The sequence below is a fragment of the Nocardioides ungokensis genome (assembly GCF_013466985.1).
In the GTDB taxonomy this organism is placed as follows: domain Bacteria; phylum Actinomycetota; class Actinomycetes; order Propionibacteriales; family Nocardioidaceae; genus Nocardioides; species Nocardioides ungokensis.
Genome location: NZ_CP059164.1, coordinates 3,730,995 through 3,749,831, shown reverse-complemented (window position 1 = coordinate 3,749,831; position 18,837 = coordinate 3,730,995). Strand labels below are relative to the sequence as shown.

Here is an 18,837-nt window from a genome sequence, read left to right as displayed (position 1 = left end):
TCACTGGTGAACCTCGATCTGCCCGACGCTCAGGTCGGCGTCGATGGTGAGCTCGGGCGCCTTGCGGCCGCCGTCGTGCTGGCGGTTCATCGTCACGTCGACGCCACCCGAGTCCTGGCCGAAGAGCCTGATGGCGCCAGGCCCGTGGACCTTCGCGTGGACGGTCGTGTCGAGCCCGTCGGGGACGATGACCTCGAGGTGGCCGACGTCGCCGCGCAGGTGCACCGTGCGGCCGTCGAGGGCGCTGAGGCTGCTCACGTCGGTGAGGTCGAGCACGATCTCGCCGTTGGAGATGTCGTAGCTGTCGCGCACGTGGGACGCCGAGGTCGGTGTCGCGTGCAGCGTGGTGCCGTCCCACCGGTCGGCGACGGTCGTGCCGGCCAGTGCCACGGCGGACACCAGGCCGACCAGGATCAGCCCGCCGGCGCGGCCCCAGAAGGCACCCACCAGCAGCATCAGCCCGGTGATCCCGACCGCCAGGGCCGGGTAGGCCGGGCCGGCGATGGAGGCCCCTGCGAGGTCGACGATCCCGAGCACGCCCTCGGCGAGGGCGATCAGGGCCAGGGTGAACCAGAACAGGATCGGTCCGCGCTTGCGCGGGGAGCGAGGGGGGACCGGTGCCGGGACCGTCCAGCCGGCCGGCGGATAGCTCGGAGGGGAGGTCGGGGGATACGTGGGCGGATAAGCGGGGGGCACCGCCAGCTCGTGGGTCTGCGACTCGGCCGCCGGGGGCCCGTAGGCGGGCGGCCCGTACGCCGGAGGTCCATAGGCGGGCGGTCCGTACGCCGGCGGCGGCGTCCGCTTCGCGTCCCGGCGGGTCAGCACGATCACCACCAGCAGTGCGATCACGGCCAGCGGCCACGGGAACCCGAACGCCCCCCACGAGTGGCCCAGCAGGGCAGCGAGCCCCAGGACCCCGACCACCGCGAGCGCGACGGTGCGGCTGCGGTCGTCGAGGTGGAACGGTGCTGTGTCGCTGCCCTCCTCGGGCACCAGCAGCCAGCACGCGGCGTACACGATCAGTCCGGCACCGCCGAAGAACACGAGCACCACGAAGGCGACTCGCAGGATGACCGGGTCGATGTCGAGGTGGCGGGCCAGGCCGCCGGCCACGCCGGCCACCTTGCGGTCGGTGACGCTGCGGCGGAGGCGGCCGAGGTCGCGGACCTCGTCGCGGGTCACCCGCGGGCCGCCGTCCTGCGGGGTGTCGGCCCCGGACGGGGCTTCGGGCGGTGTCGTTGTCATGGCTCCAGCCTGCTGCCCGCGGGGCCCCGGCACCATCGGGGACGACCCTGATCCCGGGGGGTCCGGTGGTCCCGGGGGTCAGGGTCGCGTCGGGGTTCGTCCTCATGGTCGCGACCCGGCCGCTGTGTGACGATTGAGCCGAGATGAGCACCGCACCCACCACCGAGCGTCCCGCCGTGCCGCGGGACGTCCGTCGCGCCACCCGCGACGCGCAGGAGCCGATCATCGGCGGCGTCGCGGCCGGACTGGCGCGCCACTTGGCGGTGCCGGTGCTCTGGGTGCGGGCGGCGTTCGTGCTCACCGCACTGCTCGGCGGCCTGGGGGTGGCGCTGTACGCCGGCCTGTGGCTGGTGCTGCCCTCCGACTCCCGCTTCGAGACCGGGGCCCCCGGCCTCGAGAGCGCCTCGCGGGGCGGCCTGCGCCCCGGCCGGATGCGTCGGCTCGGCGACATGGGACCCGCGATCGCCCTGGCGGCGCTGGCCTTCGGCGGCGTCCTGGTGGTCGAGGCGGTCTTCGGCAGGGGCGCCCTCTTCTGGCCGCTGTTCATCGGCGTCATCGGCATAGCGCTGCTGTGGCGGCAGGCCGACGAGGCCCAGCGCGAGCGCTGGCTGGACACCACCGGACGGATAGACCCGGTGCGGGTGGTGCTCGGCAACGGCGGCTGGGCGGCGTACGGCCGTCTCGCCGCCGGCATCGGCCTCGTGGTGACCGCGCTGGTGCTCTTCGCGTTCCGGGGCGGGTCGCTCAGCGTCGCGCGCGACGTGGGCGTCGCGGCCGTTCTCGGGGTGGTCGGCATCGCGATCGTGGTCGGGCCGTGGGTCTACCGGCTCGCCTCGGACCTGACCGCCGAGCGCGCGGAGCGGGTCCGCACGCAGGAGCGGGCCGACGTCGCTGCTCACCTCCACGACTCGGTGCTGCAGACGCTGGCCCTGATCCAGAAGAACGCCGACGACGGCCCCACCGTGGCCAGGCTGGCCCGCTCGCAGGAGCGCGACCTGCGCTCCTGGCTCTACTCGGGGGAGTCGACCGACGAGAGCTCGCTGGCCAGCGCGCTGCGCGGCGCGACCGCCGCGGTCGAGGACGCCCACGGGGTCTCGGTGGACCTGGTGACCGTGGGGGACTGCGACTTCGACGAGTCCCTGCGTGCCATCGTCGCCGCCACCCGCGAGGCGGTGACCAACGCCGCGAAGCACGCCGGCGCCGGCCGCGTCGACGTGTACGCCGAGGTGTCGCCGTCGGCGGTCGACGTGTTCGTCCGCGACCGCGGCCGCGGCTTCGACCCGGAGGCCACCCCGGCGGACCGGTACGGCGTACGCCACAGCATCGTCGACCGGATGGACCGGCACGGCGGATCGGCCGAGGTGCGGTCGACGATCGGCGAGGGGACCGAGGTGCGCCTGCACCTGCCCCGCCAGCCCCGCGGGGCCCGACAGGAGGACGTTGATGAGTGAGCAGGTCCCGGTGAGCGTCGTGATCGTCGACGACCACGCGATGTTCCGGCGGGGGGTCCGGGCCGAGCTCGAGGCGACCGGCGCCGGCGTCGTCGCCATCAAGGCGGAGGCTGCCGACGTCGACGAGGCCGTGGCGGCGATCGCCGCGCACCACCCCGACGTGGTGCTGCTCGACGTGCACCTGCCCGGCGGCGGCGGGGCCGAGGTGATGCGACGGATGCCGTGGCCGGACTCGCGCTACCTGGCGCTGTCGGTCAGCGACGCGGCCGAGGACGTGATCGGCACCATTCGGGGCGGTGCCCGGGGCTACGTCACCAAGACCATCACCGGGCCCGAGCTCGTGCAGGCGATCCGCAGGGTCGCCGAGGGCGACGCCGTCTTCTCGCCCCGGCTGGCTGGCTTCGTGCTCGACGCCTTCGCCGGGACCATCGACGTCGCGGCCGTCGACGAGGACCTCGACCGGCTCACCGAGCGGGAGCGCGAGGTGATGCGGCTGATCGCGCGCGGCTACGCCTACAAGGAGGTCGCCAAGGAGCTGTTCATCTCCATCAAGACGGTGGAGACCCACATGTCCAGCGTGCTGCGCAAGCTGCAGCTCTCCTCGCGGCACGAGCTGACCCGATGGGCCTCGGACCGGCGCCTGCTCTGATCGGGCACGCGCAGCCGGTCCTCCGGCCTACGCTGGCTGCGTGGAGCTGAGCCGGGGGACCAGGGCGACGAACGGCCTCCTCGCCGCGGCCACTCCGCTGGTGCTCACCGCGGGACTGGTGCTGGCGGGGTGGCTCGGCATCTGGGCGATCTACGCCTGGGTGGCGCGGGACGGGCTGTGGATCGTGACCTACGGCGGCGTCACGCTGCTGGCGCTCGGTCTCCCGGTCGCGTTCGTGGGCTGGTACGACCGCTGGCAGGTCAGGCATGACGTGCACGCCGAGGCCCCGGGCGCAGGCACGAGGACCTCGAGCTGGGCGTGCGGGCTGTTCGCCACGCTCCTCACCCTGGCGGGTCTCCCGCTCGTCGCGCTGTGCGCCTACCTCGCGTGGGGCTCCTGGCACGACGGCACGCCCGCCGCGTCCCTCTACTTCGGCGTCGTCGCGCTGGCGACGCTCGCCGAGCCGGTCGGGTTCGTGCACTACTACGACCGCTGGCGCACCAGGAACGGCCTCGACCGGGCCGGGTGAGCCCAACGGGTGAGCTCAGCGGGTGAGCTGGGCGCTCCACCGCTCGTCGATGCGGCCGACCCGCCACACCGTCACCGAGACCGCCCAGGTGACCACGAAGAGCGCGACGATGCCGTAGCCCACGTGGTTGAGGTCCAGCCCGGCGATCGCCGCGACGGGTCCGTGCGTGATGCCGGCCTTCTCCGCCACCAGCTGGACGATCTCGATGCCGCCGATGATGAGCGCGACCGCGACGGACAGCGCCGTGACGGTGATGTTGTAGTAGATCTTGCGGACCGGCCGGGAGAACGCCCACCCGTAGGCCATGGTCATGAAGGCCCCGTCGAGGGTGTCGAGCAGGGACATCCCGGCGGCGAAGAGCACCGGCAGGGTCAGCACCGCCCACCACGGCAGGTTGGCCGCGACCGCCCCGCCGGCGATCACGAGCAGGCCGATCTCCGAGACCGTGTCGAAGCCGAGGCCGAAGAGGAATCCCGTGGGGAACATGTGCCACGGCTTGGAGACGGCGCGCGTGACCCGGCCGAGGATCCGGTTGAGGAAGCCGCGCTTGTCGAGCTGGCGCTCGAGCTCCGCCTCGTCGTACTCACCGCGGCGCATGCCGCGGAAGACGCCGACGATGCCGATCAGCGCGGCGAGGTTGATCAGCCCGATCAGCAGCAGGAAGACGCCGCTGACGGTGGTGCCCCACACCCCGGTGACCTGCTGCAGCGTCGAGCTGTCGTTGCCGATCCCCCGGGAGAGCGCGCGCACGCCGAGTGCGATGCCGAGCACCATCACGAAGACGACCGAGGAGTGTCCGAGGCTGAACCAGAAGCCGGTGCTCATCGGCCGCTGCCCCTCGGACATCAGCTTGCGGGTGGTGTTGTCGATGGCGGCGATGTGGTCGGCGTCGAAGGCGTGCCGCATGCCCAGGGTGTACGCCGTGATGCCGAGGCCGACCCCGAGCAGCTGGCCCCCGACCCGGTAGCCGTGCGGTGCCACGAAGCCCAGCAGCAGGCCCCAGCCCACGACGTGCAGGAAGAGGACGAATCCGAGGGTGCGGACCAGGCTGGCCCGCTGTTCCTTGGTGAGCGGTCGACGGGCGGGGCGGTCGATCGTCGTCGGGGTCACGCCGACATCCTAGGAGCGCGTCGTTCCCAGTTGCAAACAATGTGCAACAAGGTGTGTGGGCCCGTCGCTGGACCATCGGTTGGCCCCATCGGTTGGCCTATCGGTTGGCCTAGGGTCTGCGCATGGAGACTGTGCGGCTGGTGCTGCTGTTCATCCACATCGTCGGCTTCGCGTCGCTCCTCGGCGGTCTGCTCGTCCAGGCGCCGCTCCCCGAGAAGGTCGTCAACCCGGCCATGCGCGACGGGATCGGCACCGCCTTCGTCGCCGGCCTGCTGCTCGTCGGGGTCCTCGAGGCGGATGACGACTCGGTCGACCACGCCAAGGTCGGGGTGAAGTTCGCGATCGGACTTGCCATCCTCGTGCTGGTGATGGCCAACGTCCGCAAGGAGCGGATCCCGCAGGGGCTGTGGGCCGGCCTGCTGCTGCTCACGCTGGCCAACATCGCCGTCGCAGTCTTCTGGTCGCCCGTACACACCTGATCGACTGGTCACACCTGATCGACTGGTCACACCCGAGACGTGGGGTGACCCCGCGGGGCCCGGCCGCCGGCCGGACCCCACGCGGTCAGCTCAGGTGGTGCACCTCCTGCAGGCCGTGCACCGGGGTGGGAATGCCCTCGAACCGCGCCTTGAGCTGCAGGGCCAGGTAGAGCGAGTAGTGCCGTGACTGGTGCAGGTTGCCGCCGTGGAACCACAGCGCCTCCTGCTGGGTCGGCTTCCACATGTTGCGCTGCTCGCCCTCCCAGGGGCCGGGGTCCTTGGTGGTGTCCGAACCGAGGCCCCAGACCTTGCCGACCCGGTCGGCGACCTCCTGGGAGATCAGGTCGGCGGCCCAGCCGTTCATCGAGCCGTACCCGGTGGCGTAGACGACGAGGTCGGCCGGCAGCTCGGTGCCGTCGGCCAGCACCACGGAGTCCTCGGTCAGGTGGTCGACCTGTCCGTGGGCCAGCTTCACCTCGCCGTCGGCCACGAGGTCGGCCGAGCCCACGTCGATGTAGTAGCCGGAGCCGCGTCGCAGGTACTTCATGAACAGCCCGGACCCGTCGTCGCCCCAGTCGTGCTGGAAGCCGGCGGCCTCGAGGCGCTCGTAGAATTCCTTGTCCCGCTCGGCCATCTGCTCGTAGAGCGGGATCTGGAAGGTGTGCATGATCCGGTAGGGCAGTGAGGCGAAGACGAGGTCCGCCTTCTCCGTCGTCATGCCGGCCGCGACCGCGCGCTCGGAGTAGAGGTCGCCGAGGCCGATGTCCATCAGGCTGTCGCTCTTGACGATGTGCGTGCTCGACCGCTGCACCATCGTCACGTCGGCGTCGTGCTCCCACAGTGCCCCGCAGATGTCGAAGGCGCTGTTGTTGCTGCCGATGACCACGCACCGCTTCCCGGCGTACGCGTCGGGCCCGGGGTGTGCCGAGGAGTGGTGCTGGTCGCCGAGGAAGTCATCCTGGCCCGGCAGGTCGGGGATGTTGGGCTTTCCGGACATCCCGGTCGCGAGGACCAGGTGCTTGGGCCGCAACGTCAAGGGTCGGCCGTCACGCTCGACCTCCACGACCCATTCCTGCGTGGGTTCGTGGAACGACGCGCTCGTGGCGACGGTGCTCGACCAGTACGGCACCTCCATCACCTTCGTGTACGACTCCAGCCAGTCGCCGATCTTGTCCTTGGGGGCGAAGACCGGCCAGTTGTCCGGGAACTTCAGGTAGGGCAGGTGGTCGTACCAGACCGGGTCGTGCAGGCACAGCGACTTGTAGCGGTTGCGCCACTGGTCGCCGGGCCGGGCGTGCTTGTCGATGACCAGGCTCGGCACCCCGAGCTGGCGCAGCCTGGCGCCGAGGGCGATGCCGCCCTGGCCGCCGCCGACGACCAGCACGTAGGGCTGGGTGGTCGACCCGAGCGACTCGGACTCGGCCTGGCGCCGCTCCTTCCAGGTGGTGCGGTCCTTGTCGGCGCCGTGCTGGGCACCCTTCGGCCGACGGTCACCGCGTGGCTCCTCGTGGCCCTTGAGCTCGTGGATCGTGGTGAGGAACGTCCAGGCCCGGGGTGCGCCGCCCTCCTCGATCAGGCGCAGGAGCCCCTTGCCGCGTCCGACGGCGGTCTCGAAGGTGAACCACGCGGTGGTGACGCCGCCTGCCTCCTCGGCTGGCTCGCTGGTCGCGAAGCCGCTCGGGTCCGTGCGCTCCACCGTGTCGGTGAGCAGCTCGGCGACCCCGGCGGGGTTCTCGACCGTGGTGATGTTCCACGAGAACGCGACGAGGTCGCGCCAGAAGCTGGTGGCGGCGAACATGCCGGCCGCCCGGTCGACGTCGCGGGCCCGCAGGGCGTCCTCGAAGCCGGAGAGCCAGGTCTCGGCCCGCGACTGGGGGTCGGTGGCCGTGCTGTCGGTGGTCGAGCCGGGGGGATCGATGGTCTGGGTCATGGTTGTCTCCTTCACCTACGCTGTGATGGAGCACACACCGGGGTCACGGTGCCGCGACAGGGTTGCAGCGAGTTGCAGCCCTTCGTACGCCGTCCCCAGGAAGGCGGCAGGGTGGACGACCCCGACCTGGCCGTACGCCGTGCCCGGGAGGCGACGCTGTCGGGTGCCCGGCCCCCGGCCGGGTCTGCGCCGCCCCGGGCCGAGATCGCTGCGTCCTGGCGTCGGATGGCCCTGTGCGGGCTCGACCCGGCGGGCGGCCCTGAGGTCGCCCCGCTGCCCGAGGTCGAGGTCGAGCGCCGCCGGTCGTCCAGCGGCCTCGCCCGGGTCGTGCCCGGCCTGGTGCGCTCCCTGGAGTCGGTGGTCGACGCGGGCCAGCTGGTGGTCGTGAGCGACGAGGAGGGCCGGGTGCTGTGGCGCCGGGGCACCCCACGGGTCCAGCGGATGGCCGACGACCTGGGATTCGTGCGCGGGTCCGCCTGGACCGAGGGGAACGTGGGCACCAACGCGATCGGCACCGCCCTGGTGCTCGGCACACCGGTGCAGATCCGGGGCGGCGAGCACTTCGTCGAGTCACACACCAGGTGGGGGTGTGCGGCCGCCCCGGTCACCGACCCGTGGACCGGCCGCTCCCTGGGCGTGGTCGACGTCAGCGGGCCGAGCCGGACCCTGCACCCGGCGGAGCTGGCGCTGGTGGAGATGGCTGCCCGGCTCGCCTCGCTCGAGATCGTCGAGCAGCACCGGGCGCGCCTCGACCGGCTCCGCGGCCACGCGGCCCCGCTGCTGGCGCGCATCGAGGGGCCGGCGCTGGTGGTCGACCGGGACGGGCACCTCGCCGCGTCCGCCGGCCTCCGGGCTCCGGACCGGGTCGCGCTCCCCGACGACCTCGCCGACGGCGACGCCTGGCTGCCGCGTCTCGGCGCCACCCGCGTGGAGTCGCTGCCCGACGGCTGGCTGCTCCGGCTCGACGGGCTCGAGGACGTCGCACCCTCGGCCCTGGTCGTGGACCTGGTCGGTGACCCCGAGGTCCGGGTGACGGGTCCGAGCGGCCGGTGGGCCCAACGGCTCTCGCGCCGGCACGCCGAGATCCTGCTCGCCCTCGTCGAGGCCGGTCCGACCGGACGCACCGCGTCGGAGCTGGCCGCCGACCTCTTCGCGGCCCCGGGCCGTCCGGTCACGGTGCGGGCCGAGGTGTCCCGGCTGCGCCGGGTGCTCGGCGGCCTGCTGATGACCCAGCCCTACCGCCTCGCGCCGCACCTCGATGCGCAGGTGCGGCTGCCGGTCGACCCGCGGTCGCTGCTGCCGGGCTCGAGCGCGCCGGTCGTGCTGCGCCTGCGGGCTGACTCACCCGTCCGTCCTGGGGGTGGCGGCACGTAGGGTTGGCCCCGAGATGAGCACCCCCAACACCCTGCCCGGGCTCGAGCGACTCGAGGGCGCCGAGGAGCCGCGCACCACCCGTCGCGGCCCCACCCGCGAGGAGCTGCTCGAGGGGCTGAACGAGCCGCAGCGCGCCGCCGTCGTCCACGAAGGGGCGCCGCTGCTGGTGGTGGCCGGGGCCGGGTCCGGCAAGACGCGGGTGCTCACCCGGCGGATCGCGTGGCTGATCTCCGAGCGCAAGGCGCACCCCGGCTCGATCCTGGCGATCACCTTCACCAACAAGGCCGCGGCCGAGATGAAGGAGCGGGTCGAGGACCTGGTGGGCAAGCGGGCCCGGATCATGTGGGTCTCGACGTTCCACTCCGCGTGCGTGCGGATCCTGCGCAAGGAGATCGACAAATTCGGCTACAAGTCGAACTTCTCCATCTACGACGCCGCCGACCAGAAGCGCTTGATGACGCTGGTCTGCAAGGACATGGACCTCGACCCCAAGCGCTTCCAGCCCAATGCGGTGCTGCACTGGGTGTCGAACCACAAGAACGAGCTGCACGACGCCGAGGAGGCGACCAAGGACGCGCAGAACAAGCTCGAGGAGACTTACGCCGCGGCGTACACGCTCTACCAGCGGCGGCTGCGCGAGGCCAACGCGCTGGACTTCGACGACCTGATCATGATGACCGTGCACCTCTTCCAGGCCTTCCCGGAGGTGCGGGAGACCTACCGGCGGCGGTTCCGCCACGTGCTGGTCGACGAGTACCAGGACACCAACCACGCGCAGTACGCCCTGATCCACCAGCTCTGCGCCGACGACCCCGAGATGGCCGACCCCGAGGCCGAGCGGGTCGAGCCGGCCGAGCTGATGGTCGTCGGTGACGCCGACCAGTCGATCTACGCGTTCCGCGGTGCCAACATCCGCAACATCCTCGACTTCGAGCAGGACTTCCCGAACGCCACCTCGATCCTGCTGGAGCAGAACTACCGCTCCACGCAGACGATCCTGACCGCGGCCAACTCCGTGATCGGCCACAACAAGGGCCGCAAGCCCAAGCGGTTGTGGTCCGACGCGGGGGACGGCGAGCGGATCGTCGGCTACGTCGCTGACGACGAGCACGACGAGGCCCGGTTCGTCTCCGAGGAGATCGACAAGCTGGTCGACACCGGTGACGTCCGGGCGGCCGACGTGGCGGTGTTCTACCGCACCAACGCCCAGTCCCGCGTGTTCGAGGAGGTGTTCATCCGCACCGGCCAGCCCTACAAGGTCGTCGGCGGGGTCCGCTTCTACGAGCGTCGTGAGGTGCGCGATGCCCTGGCCTACCTGCGGATGCTGGTCAACCCGGCCGACCAGGTCTCCCTGCGCCGGATCCTCAACACCCCCAAGCGCGGCATCGGGGACCGCGCGGTCGCCTGCGTCGACGCGCTCGCCGAGCGCGAGCGGATCACCTTCTGGGAGGCGCTGCGCCGCGCCGAGGACGCTCCGGGCCTCGCGACCCGGTCGCTGACCAACATCCGGGGCTTCGTCGCGATGGTCGAGGAGCTCCAGTCGATGGTCGAGGCGGGGGAGCGCGCCGACGTCATCCTCGAGAGCGTGCTGTCCCGCTCGGGCTACCTCGCCGAGCTGGAGGCCTCCGACGACCCGCAGGACGACACCCGGGTGGAGAACCTCGCCGAGCTGGTCGCGGTCGCCCGCGAGTTCTCCGACGACCCGGTCGCCGGGCCGTCCGCGGACCCGTCCGACGTGGACGCCGGCACGGTCGCGCCCGGCCTGGGGGACTTCCTCGAGCGGGTCGCGCTGGTCGCCGACACCGACCAGATCCCCGACGACGGTGATGGCGTGGTCACGCTGATGACCCTGCACACCGCTAAGGGCCTGGAGTTCCCGGTGGTCTTCCTGACCGGGCTGGAGGACGGCGTCTTCCCGCACGCCCGCTCGCTCGGTGACCAGCCGGAGCTGGAGGAGGAGCGTCGCCTTGCGTACGTCGGCGTGACCCGGGCCCAGCAGCGCCTCTACATCTCCCGTGCCGTGGTCCGCTCCGCGTGGGGCGCGCCGTCCCACAACCCGGGGTCACGCTTCCTCGACGAGCTGCCCGTCGACCTGGTCGACTGGCGCCGCACCGAGGCCGCCCAGACCCGGTGGAGCCGGCCCGACCTGGCCAGCGGCTCCCCGGCGCGGATGGGGCAGCCCACCGCAGCAGGTCGTCGCAACTTCTCCTCGGCCGCCCTCCGCGCGGACGCCGCGTCGAAGGCCAAGCCGGCCCGCGAGATCCCGGCCCTGGAGCCGGGCGACCGCGTGCTGCACGACTCGTTCGGCATGGGCACCGTCGTGGCCGTGGAGGGAGTCGCCGACAAGTCGGTCGCCTCGATCGACTTCGGCTCCGAGGGCGTCAAGCGGCTCCTGCTCCGCTACGCGCCGGTGGAGAAGCTCTGACCCGCCGAGTCGGCGCTGGTTGACGCTGAGGGAACGCCGAGTCGGCGCTCGTTGACGCTGAGGGAACGCCGAGTCGGCGCTCTTTGACCTCCCTGGCGTCGCTGCGCCGTCAAGCATCGCCGACTCGGCTGGCTGGTTACGGCTGGAGCCCGTGGACGACCAGCGCCTGGTACGGGTCCACCGGGTCGCCGCCGCCGGGGCGGACCTCGAGGTGGAGGTGCGGGCCGGTGACGTTGCCGGTGGCGCCGATGTAGCCGATGGTCTCGCCGGCCTGCACGGTGTCGCCGACGCTGACGGCGTACGACGTCTGGTGGCAGTACCACAGCTCGGTGCCGTCATCGAGGGTGACCACGGTCTTGTTGCCGTAGGACCCGTCGTAGCCCACCGAGGTGACCACGCCGTTCGCGACCGAGTGGATCGGGGTGCCGCTGGGGGCGGCGAAGTCCAGGCCGGTGTGGCAGGGACGCCCACAGGGTGCTGCACTCACCGAAGCGTGCGGTGAGGTGGTAGCTGTCCACCGGCAGCACCCACTGGTTGAGCGCGATCTTGGCGGCCTGGTTCTCGGCCTGCTTCGCCAGGCTGGCCAGGGCGGCGTTGTGCTGCTCTGCCTGCTGCTCGGCCTGCGCGACGAGCTGCTTGTCCGAGGAGTCGGCGAGCGCGTCGCGGCGCGAGTCACGGCTGATGGCGGCGCTGCGGGCCTGGAGCAGGCTCACCCGCGAGACGTCGCTGGCGCCGCTGAGCGCGCTGGCCTGCGAGATCCCGCTCGACTGCGAGTTGACCAGTCCGGGACTCGCCGCGGTGACGGCGCCGCCGGCCGAGACGGCCAGTGCGGTCACGCCCAGCAGGATGGGTGCCGACGGGAGGCCGCGGAAGAGCGGGCCGCGGGAGCCCGAGCGACGGCTCGAGGTCTTCTCGACCTTGCGCCTGCCCCCGGCGCTGCTCGTCGCCTTGAGGGTCGTCTCCGAGGGTCCACGACCGGTGCCGCGGCGATCCGCTCGGTGATTGCCCATGGAGGAGCCTCCGCTGATTTCGGGGGGTGAGGCAGCGAGCGACGACTGTAACGGATGGGTCACGAGGCGGGAAACCGAAACCCCCTATTTGGGGATTGTGTTCGCGAATGAGGCCGTCCGATTGGGGTACGACCGTTCATTACTCACGCGTACAGCGGCTTGGTCGCGGCTGTCGCGTGGCGTTGGTCACCCGTCGGATAATCTGCGCCCATGACCTCCTCGAGCTCCACCGCCCGGATCCGCATCGTGGTCGGGGAAGCCCGGCCTCGACGGGCACGACCGCGGTGCCAAGATCGTCGCGCGTGCGCTGCGCGACGCGGGCCACGAGGTCATCTACACCGGCCTGCACCAGACCCCCGAGCAGATCGTGGAGACCGCGATCCAGGAGGACGCCGACCTGATCGGCCTCTCGGTCCTCTCGGGCGCCCACATGACGCTCTTCCGCAAGCTGGTCGACCTGCTCGCGGAGCGTGACGCCTCCGACATCGTCGTCTTCGGCGGCGGGATCATCCCCGAGGAGGACATCCCGGTCCTCGAAGAGCTCGGCGTCGCCAAGGTCTTCACTCCCGGTGCCCCCACCTACGAGATCACCGGCTGGGTGGCCGAGCACTTCGCCGAGGGCGCGTCGGCCTGACCAGCCCCTCGCGCGCCCTCGCGTGATCGACTTTGCGCCCCTGATTGCTGCTGCGTTGCGTGCGTCACGTCCGGCGACCCGGTCTCGTCGTACGCCGTACGCCGGGTCTAAGGTGCCGGGGAGTACGTGCGGTCGCCGACCCCGCCGACCGCCAGCAACGACAGAGGACTTGGTGGATCTGTGGATCTGATGGAATACCAGGCGAAGGAGCTCTTCGCCAAGCATGGTGTGGCAACGACGCTGGGCGTCGTCGTCGAGACCGCCGAGGCCGCAAGGGCTGCTGCTGAGGAGATCGGCGGTGTGACCGTCGTCAAGGCGCAGGTCAAGGCCGGCGGCCGCGGCAAGGCCGGCGGCGTGAAGCTCGCCAAGACCGCCGACGAGGCCTTCGAGTACGCCTCCGACATCCTGGGCATGGAGATCAAGGGCCTGACGGTCAACCGGGTGCTGGTCACGCCGGCGACGCCGCCGGAGGAGGAGTACTACTTCTCGTTCCTGCTCGACCGGGCCAACCGTCGGTACCTCTGCATCGCCAGCGTCGAGGGCGGCGTCGAGATCGAGGAGGTCGCCAAGACCAACCCCGACGCCGTCAAGCAGATCGCGATCGACCCGGGCGCCGGTGTCGACGAGGAGAAGGCCCGCGCGATCGCGACCGAGGCCAAGTTCCCCGAGGCCGTCTTCGAGCAGGCCGTCGCGATGATCCAGTCGCTCTACAAGGTCTTCGTCGAGGAGGACGCGACGCTCGTCGAGGTCAACCCGCTCGCGAAGCTGGCCGGCGACAAGCTCGAGGCCCTCGACGGCAAGGTGTCGCTCGACGACAACGCCTCCGAGGTGCGTCACCCCGACCACGAGGCCTTCGAGATCAAGGACGAGACCGACCCGCTCGAGGCCAAGGCCAAGGACAAGGGCCTCAACTACGTCAAGCTCGACGGCCAGGTCGGCATCATCGGCAACGGCGCGGGCCTGGTCATGTCGACCCTCGACGTGGTCGCCTACGCCGGTGAGGCGCACGGCGGCGTGAAGCCGGCGAACTTCCTCGACATCGGTGGCGGCGCGAACGCCCAGGTGATGGCCGACGGCCTCGACGTGATCCTCCACGACGCCCAGGTCAAGAGCGTGTTCGTCAACGTGTTCGGCGGCATCACGGGGGACGGCCTGCGACGAGGTCGCCAACGGCATCAAGGGCGCGCTGGAGATCCTCGGCGACGAGGCCACCAAGCCGCTGGTCGTCCGCCTCGACGGCAACAACGTCGACGCGGGACGGGCCATCCTGACCGAGCTGAACCACCCGCTGGTGACGCTGGTCGACACGATGGATGGTGCGGCCGACAAGGCCGCCGAGCTGGCCAACGCCTGAGACGGAGCGAGAAGAACAATGTCTATCTACCTGAACAAGGACTCCAAGATCATCGTCCAGGGCATGACGGGCGGGATGGGCTCCAAGCACACCACCCTGATGCTCGAGGCCGGCAGCAACATCGTCGGCGGCGTCAACGCCCGCAAGGCCGGCACCAGCGTCGAGCTGGGTGGCAAGGAGCTGCCGGTCTTCGGCAGCGTCAAGGAGGCCATGGCCGAGACGGGCGCCGACGTGTCGGTGGTCTTCGTGCCGCCGGCCTTCACCAAGGACGCCTGCATCGAGGCCATCGACGCCGGCATCGGCCTGCTGGTGGTCATCACCGAGGGTGTGCCGGTCCAGGACACCGCTGAGGTGTGGTCCTACCTGCAGAGCCCCAGCAACCAGGGGTCCACCCGCATGATCGGCCCGAACTGCCCCGGGATCATCACCCCGGAGGAGTCGCTGGCCGGCATCACCCCGCACACCATCGCGGGCAAGGGCCCGGTCGGGCTCGTGTCGAAGTCGGGCACGCTGACCTACCAGATGATGTACGAGCTCCGTGACTACGGCTTCTCGACCGCCATCGGCATCGGCGGTGACCCGATCATCGGGACCACGCACATCGACGCCCTCGAGGCGTTCGAGAACGACCCCGAGACCAAGGCGATCGTGATGATCGGCGAGATCGGTGGCGACGCCGAGGAGCGCGCCGCGGCGTACATCAAGGACCACGTCACCAAGCCGGTCGTCGGCTACGTCGCGGGCTTCACCGCCCCGAGGGCAAGACGATGGGCCACGCCGGCGCGATCGTGTCCGGCTCGTCCGGCACCGCGCAGGCCAAGAAGGAGGCCCTCGAGGCCGTCGGCGTGAGGGTCGGCAAGACGCCGTCCGAGACCGCCGAGCTCATGCGAGAGGTCCTCAAGAACCTCTGAGCCTGGCTGGTCCAACCGCTCGAACGGCACCGACCCGTCGTCTGCTGACGACGGGTCGGTGCCATTTCTGCGCGCCGGGCGACAGGGTCGCCGTGCTCAGCAGCCCTGCACGGTCCAGATGCAAAGCTCCGGGAGGAGTGACTTGGTGTCGCCGGTGATCGACGGTGCGGCCTGGGCGGCGCTGTCCTTGGACCACTCGCCGCCGTTGAAGGTGCCCACCAGGGCCCGGCCGACCCGGGCGAACTGGTAGACGCCTCCGCCGAGCCCGGTGCGGTAGGTGACCGAGAAGGTCACCGAGTCGTCGGCGGCGGACAGGTCCTCCGCGAGCGGCGTGACGACCTGGTCGTCGGCCGGCTTGGCCCCCGGGATCGTCGGGCAGGCCTGGACGGCGGCGCGGATCGCGTCGAGTGCCGCGGTCACGTCCTCGGTCCGGGAGAAGGTCACGAGCTCGCGGCTCTCCTGGTACTGCGGGGCGTTGGAGGTCACGGCCAGCCGCTCGACCCCCGAGACGGGCCACACCGAGGCCCCGCACAGGTCCAGCGGGGGTACGCCGCCGGCCTTCGCGGAGGGACCGTCGAGCGGGCCTCCTTCGGGCTGGACGATGCCGCGGTCCAGCGGGAAGTCCGCGGGGATGGCGCTGACCGCTCCCTCGCCGATGGCCGGGGAGGCGGACGACGACGTGACGACCGACGGGGAGCGGCACGGCTCGGCCGCGAAGACGCACATGTCGCTCAGGACCGGCGCCGACCACTCGGCCAGCCGCCGCACCTCGGCGTCGGCGACCTGCTGACCGCCGGCGCTGGTGTGGTCGGTGGCCAGGTAGATCGCGTTGCCGACGCGGGCGACCTGGAACACCGTGAGGTCGGCGAGGAGGTTCTTGTCCATCTTCGCCTGCTGGGTGAAGACGAACGAGTCGTCCGTCGGCAGCTGGGTGTCGACCGCGGCGTACACCAGGGGCGCCCCTGCTCCCTGCTGCTCGGTCGGGCAGGACTCGACGCCGTGCCGGACCGCGTCGAGCACCTTCGCCGCCACCTGGTCGTTCTCGTAGAGCGCGAGCGTGCGGCCGGCGTTGCCGTCCGTGCCCGCCTCGCCGTGGGTCGCGCCGAGGGTGTCGACGGCCGGCGCGACGGGGTCGTTCGACCTGGTCGAGTAGGTCGGGACCCCGCAGAGCGTCAGGTCGTCGACCACGGAGTCGGGGCGCGCCGTGAAAGTGAACGTCGCGCTGTCCGGCAGGGCGGTGAGGTCGACCTCGCCCGGGATCGTCTGGAGCCAGTCGGTCCGGACGGTCCGGGTCGGGCTCGGCGACGGGCTGTCGGCCGGACCGGGCTCCGCGTGGTCGCCGCCGCGGGCCACCACGGCCAGCGGGGTGGCGACCACCGCGATGACGGCGAGCGCGCCGACGGCGGCGATCGCGTTGTTGCGGCGCCGCATGCGGGTGCCGCGGCGGCGCACCTCGGAAGCGGGCAGCGGGTTCACGGTCATTCCTTCGTGCTTGAGGTTCTCGAGGTCCCGGATCGGGTCAGACATGGCTCGCTCCCTCCTGGAGGCCGCCGTTGGTGTCATCGGAGAGCAGCGCGGCGAGCGCGGCGCGGCCGCGGCTGAGCCGGGCCTTGATGGTTCCTTCGGGCACGCCCACCTCGCGGGCCACCTGCTGGACCGGCAGGTCGGCGAGGTGGTGCAGCACCAGCGCCTGGCGCTGGGCCTGGGGCAGCTGCTTGAGCGCGGCGACGAGCGCGACGTGGGTCTCGCTCGGTGCCGCCGTCTCCGTCGCGGCGCCCAGGGCCCGATCCGCCGGGCGTCTGCCCCGTGTCGTACGCCGCCAGCGGCTAACCGCGAGGCGGTACGCCGTGGTGCGGACCCAGGCCTCCGGGTACTCGGCATGGTCCAGCTTGCGGCGGTGCGCCCAGGCGCGGACGAACGCCTCCTGGACGCACTCCTCGGCCTCGTCGCGACTGCCGATCATGGCGTAGACCTGCCCGGTGATGCGCGCGAAGGAGGCGTTGTAGAAGTCGTCGAACTCGCGTTCGTCCATCGACCCGTCCCCGTCTCGTGTGGTGTTGCTGTGGTGTCTGTCGGGAGGGATACGCCTCGGCGGCACACACGGTTGCACGGACACGGGGAAATTGCTGGAGGTTTCAGCCCTTCGCCGGGGGCGGCAGCGCGGGCAGCCGCTCCAGGGCCCGGTGCACGAGGGCGGGGAAGGCGCCCGCCGCCATCGTGACCTTGCCGGACGGCACGAACCCGACCTGTGCCACGGCGGTGCCGTCCCGGACGATGCCCATCAGGAACTCGACCGAGGTCTTGTCGCTGATCTGGGTCGTCACGTGCCACACGCTCAGGTCGGTCGTCTTCGACGTCTGGTGGGCGATGAGGGTGACGTCCGTGCCGAGGTCCTTGTCGGGGCAGGCGGTCATCCTGGAACGGACCTGCTCGACGAACGCGTGCGCCCGGGGAGCGGGCATCGACCCGACCGTCTCGGTGAGGCCGAACTCGTCGGGCAGCTTCGCGCCCGGGATCACGAAGGCGCGGGTCAGGTTGTTGCTGATGCCCGAGGCGCTGAAGTCGGCCCGGTCGCAGTTGGTGGCGGCGACGTTGCTGACCGCCTTGCGGGGCTCGGTCCCGACCCAGGGGCGGATCACGCCGGTGACCGGCGGCAGGTCGATCTCGCCGAGCATGCCGGGCACCTGCCCGACGGGGACCGGCGGGGCGGCGGCGAGGCGGGGGCGTCGCGAGCACGCGCCGCCGTCCGGGAGGTGGCAGAGGTTGTCGACGGCAGCGCCGAGCAGGTCGGTCGCGCGGCCCGGGTCGGGGGCCGCGGTCCCCGGAGCGCGGACCAGGGTCGTCGTGGTCAGTGCTCCGGTCCGGGCGACGCCGACGACCATGGTCGCCGGCTGCCGCCAGGCCTGCAGCACGAGCAGCGTGGCCTGGTCGCCGAGCCGGTCCACCCGGTGGGTCGACAGCAGCTGTACCCGGGAGTCCAGGCAGCCGGCGTACCAGGTGAGGGCCCGGTCGTAGGTCTTCGCTGCCGCCTTCTCCGACTGGGAGACCTCGGTGGCCTGGTAGGCCTCCGAGCGCGCCGGAGGCTTCTGGTGGGAGGTGGAGAAGGTGCGCAGCAGGGCCGCGGTGCCCCGCGGGTCGGCGTACCTCTCCTGCTGGCAGGGGAGCACCAGGCCGTCGCCCTTGGTGTTGTCGCTGGTCTCCTCGACCCGCCAGCCCGGCCCCCGCACGACGTGGGCGAGCTGCCGTCCCGTGAGCATCGCGGGTCCGGCAGCGCCTCCGGCTCGGCCTTGGGCCGGGCGGAGGTGCTGCCTCCGGCGTTGGTCGTCGCGGCCGTCGAGGACGCGTTGCCCCGGTCGAGCGTGGGCCGGAGGCCGGCGGCGTCGAACACCAGCGACCCGGTGAGGACCAGGGCCGCGACCGCGGCCACGGCGCCCACTGCGGTGTGGGTACGACGCCGAGCCGCGCCGGCGCGCCGGATGATCGTCGCGCGGGGCCACCGGCCCTCCCCGACCTGGGTGCGCAGTGCCTCGAAGAGCGACCGGATGCTCGTGGTGGGCACACCGCGCTGGACGGCGAACTGGGCGGACGCGGTCTGCAGCTGCTGCTCCGCCTCGACCCGCGCAGGCCGACCTCGCGGGCCAGGTCGGTCATCGACACGGTCGAGAGCTGCGCGAGCAGCAGGATCTTGCGCTGGGTCACCGGCAGCTTGGCCAGCGCCTCCAGCGTGGCGCGGACC

The 18,837-nt window shown here is 71.8% G+C and carries 15 protein-coding genes and 2 pseudogenes; 9 read left to right on the top strand and 8 right to left on the bottom strand.

Annotated elements, in window-relative coordinates; genetic code table 11:
* Positions 1-1,245 (bottom strand): PspC domain-containing protein, encoded by a 1,245-nt coding sequence (locus H0S67_RS18510; RefSeq protein ID WP_180934231.1) that lies wholly within the window; start codon positions 1,243-1,245, stop codon positions 1-3.
* A gap of 143 nt (positions 1,246-1,388) precedes the next feature.
* Here H0S67_RS18510 and H0S67_RS18505 point away from each other — a divergent pair, with 143 nt between their 5' ends.
* Genes H0S67_RS18505 through H0S67_RS18495 form a run of 3 tightly spaced genes read left to right on the top strand, consistent with a single transcriptional unit; the run spans position 1,389 to position 3,874 of the window.
* A complete protein-coding gene (locus H0S67_RS18505) occupies positions 1,389-2,696 on the top strand; it encodes an ATP-binding protein (RefSeq protein ID WP_180934230.1) in 1,308 nt (435 codons plus the stop codon).
* Entirely contained in the window at positions 2,689-3,345 is a 657-nt protein-coding gene (locus H0S67_RS18500) for a LuxR C-terminal-related transcriptional regulator (RefSeq protein WP_180934229.1), read from the top strand. Before H0S67_RS18505 ends, H0S67_RS18500 begins: the two co-directional genes overlap by 8 nt.
* Before the next feature lie 40 nt (positions 3,346-3,385).
* On the top strand, positions 3,386-3,874 hold the full coding sequence (locus H0S67_RS18495; protein ID WP_180934228.1) for a hypothetical protein: 489 nt from the start codon (positions 3,386-3,388) through the stop codon (positions 3,872-3,874).
* Positions 3,875-3,889: 15 nt separating this feature from the next.
* On the opposite strand, the gene nicT is transcribed toward H0S67_RS18495, so the two are convergent.
* Positions 3,890-4,984, bottom strand: a complete 1,095-nt coding sequence (gene nicT / locus H0S67_RS18490; RefSeq protein WP_246354873.1) for a Nickel transporter NicT — start codon at positions 4,982-4,984, stop codon at positions 3,890-3,892.
* Positions 4,985-5,106: 122 nt separating this feature from the next.
* Between nicT and H0S67_RS18485 the strand changes: the two genes are divergently transcribed.
* A complete protein-coding gene (locus tag H0S67_RS18485) occupies positions 5,107-5,463 on the top strand; it encodes a hypothetical protein (protein ID WP_180934227.1) in 357 nt (118 codons plus the stop codon).
* 85 nt (positions 5,464-5,548) lie between these two features.
* On the opposite strand, the gene H0S67_RS18480 is transcribed toward H0S67_RS18485, so the two are convergent.
* Entirely contained in the window at positions 5,549-7,393 is a 1,845-nt protein-coding gene (locus H0S67_RS18480) for a flavin-containing monooxygenase (protein ID WP_180934226.1), read from the bottom strand.
* Between the two features lie 111 nt (positions 7,394-7,504).
* Here H0S67_RS18480 and H0S67_RS18475 point away from each other — a divergent pair, with 111 nt between their 5' ends.
* Positions 7,505-8,767 (top strand): GAF domain-containing protein, encoded by a 1,263-nt coding sequence (locus tag H0S67_RS18475; protein WP_180934225.1) that lies wholly within the window; start codon positions 7,505-7,507, stop codon positions 8,765-8,767.
* A 13-nt stretch (positions 8,768-8,780) separates the two neighbouring features.
* A complete protein-coding gene (gene pcrA, locus H0S67_RS18470) occupies positions 8,781-11,192 on the top strand; it encodes a DNA helicase PcrA (protein ID WP_180934224.1) in 2,412 nt (803 codons plus the stop codon).
* Positions 11,193-11,328: 136 nt separating this feature from the next.
* Here the strand turns inward: pcrA and H0S67_RS18465 are convergent, their stop codons facing one another.
* Positions 11,329-11,589, bottom strand: coding sequence for a M23 family metallopeptidase (locus tag H0S67_RS18465; RefSeq protein ID WP_246354872.1), 261 nt, complete (start codon positions 11,587-11,589; stop codon positions 11,329-11,331).
* Positions 11,528-12,202, bottom strand: coding sequence for a hypothetical protein (locus H0S67_RS25875; protein WP_246354871.1), 675 nt, complete (start codon positions 12,200-12,202; stop codon positions 11,528-11,530). The genes H0S67_RS18465 and H0S67_RS25875 overlap by 62 nt, the downstream gene beginning before the upstream one ends.
* Positions 12,203-12,494: 292 nt before the next feature.
* On the opposite strand from H0S67_RS25875, the gene H0S67_RS18455 reads away from it, so the two are divergent.
* The 3 genes and pseudogenes from H0S67_RS18455 (at position 12,495) to sucD (ending at position 15,101) form a co-directional block, all read left to right on the top strand.
* Positions 12,495-12,836 (top strand): cobalamin B12-binding domain-containing protein, encoded by a 342-nt coding sequence (locus H0S67_RS18455; protein WP_343050515.1) that lies wholly within the window; start codon positions 12,495-12,497, stop codon positions 12,834-12,836.
* 180 nt (positions 12,837-13,016) lie between these two features.
* Positions 13,017-14,190 (top strand): annotated as a pseudogene (sucC, locus tag H0S67_RS18450) (ADP-forming succinate--CoA ligase subunit beta).
* A gap of 18 nt (positions 14,191-14,208) precedes the next feature.
* A pseudogene (gene sucD, locus H0S67_RS18445) lies at positions 14,209-15,101 on the top strand (succinate--CoA ligase subunit alpha).
* A 96-nt stretch (positions 15,102-15,197) separates the two neighbouring features.
* Here sucD and H0S67_RS18440 read toward each other — a convergent pair.
* From H0S67_RS18440 to H0S67_RS18430, 3 genes are all read right to left on the bottom strand, one after another.
* The gene (locus H0S67_RS18440) at positions 15,198-16,628 is read right to left on the bottom strand and encodes a hypothetical protein (protein WP_180934221.1); all 1,431 of its coding nucleotides are present in this window, start codon (positions 16,626-16,628) and stop codon (positions 15,198-15,200) included.
* Positions 16,621-17,133, bottom strand: coding sequence for an RNA polymerase sigma factor (locus H0S67_RS18435; protein ID WP_180934220.1), 513 nt, complete (start codon positions 17,131-17,133; stop codon positions 16,621-16,623). The genes H0S67_RS18440 and H0S67_RS18435 overlap by 8 nt, the downstream gene beginning before the upstream one ends.
* 103 nt (positions 17,134-17,236) lie before the next feature.
* Positions 17,237-18,358, bottom strand: coding sequence for a hypothetical protein (locus tag H0S67_RS18430; RefSeq protein WP_180934219.1), 1,122 nt, complete (start codon positions 18,356-18,358; stop codon positions 17,237-17,239).
* Positions 18,359-18,837 lie beyond the last annotated feature (479 nt).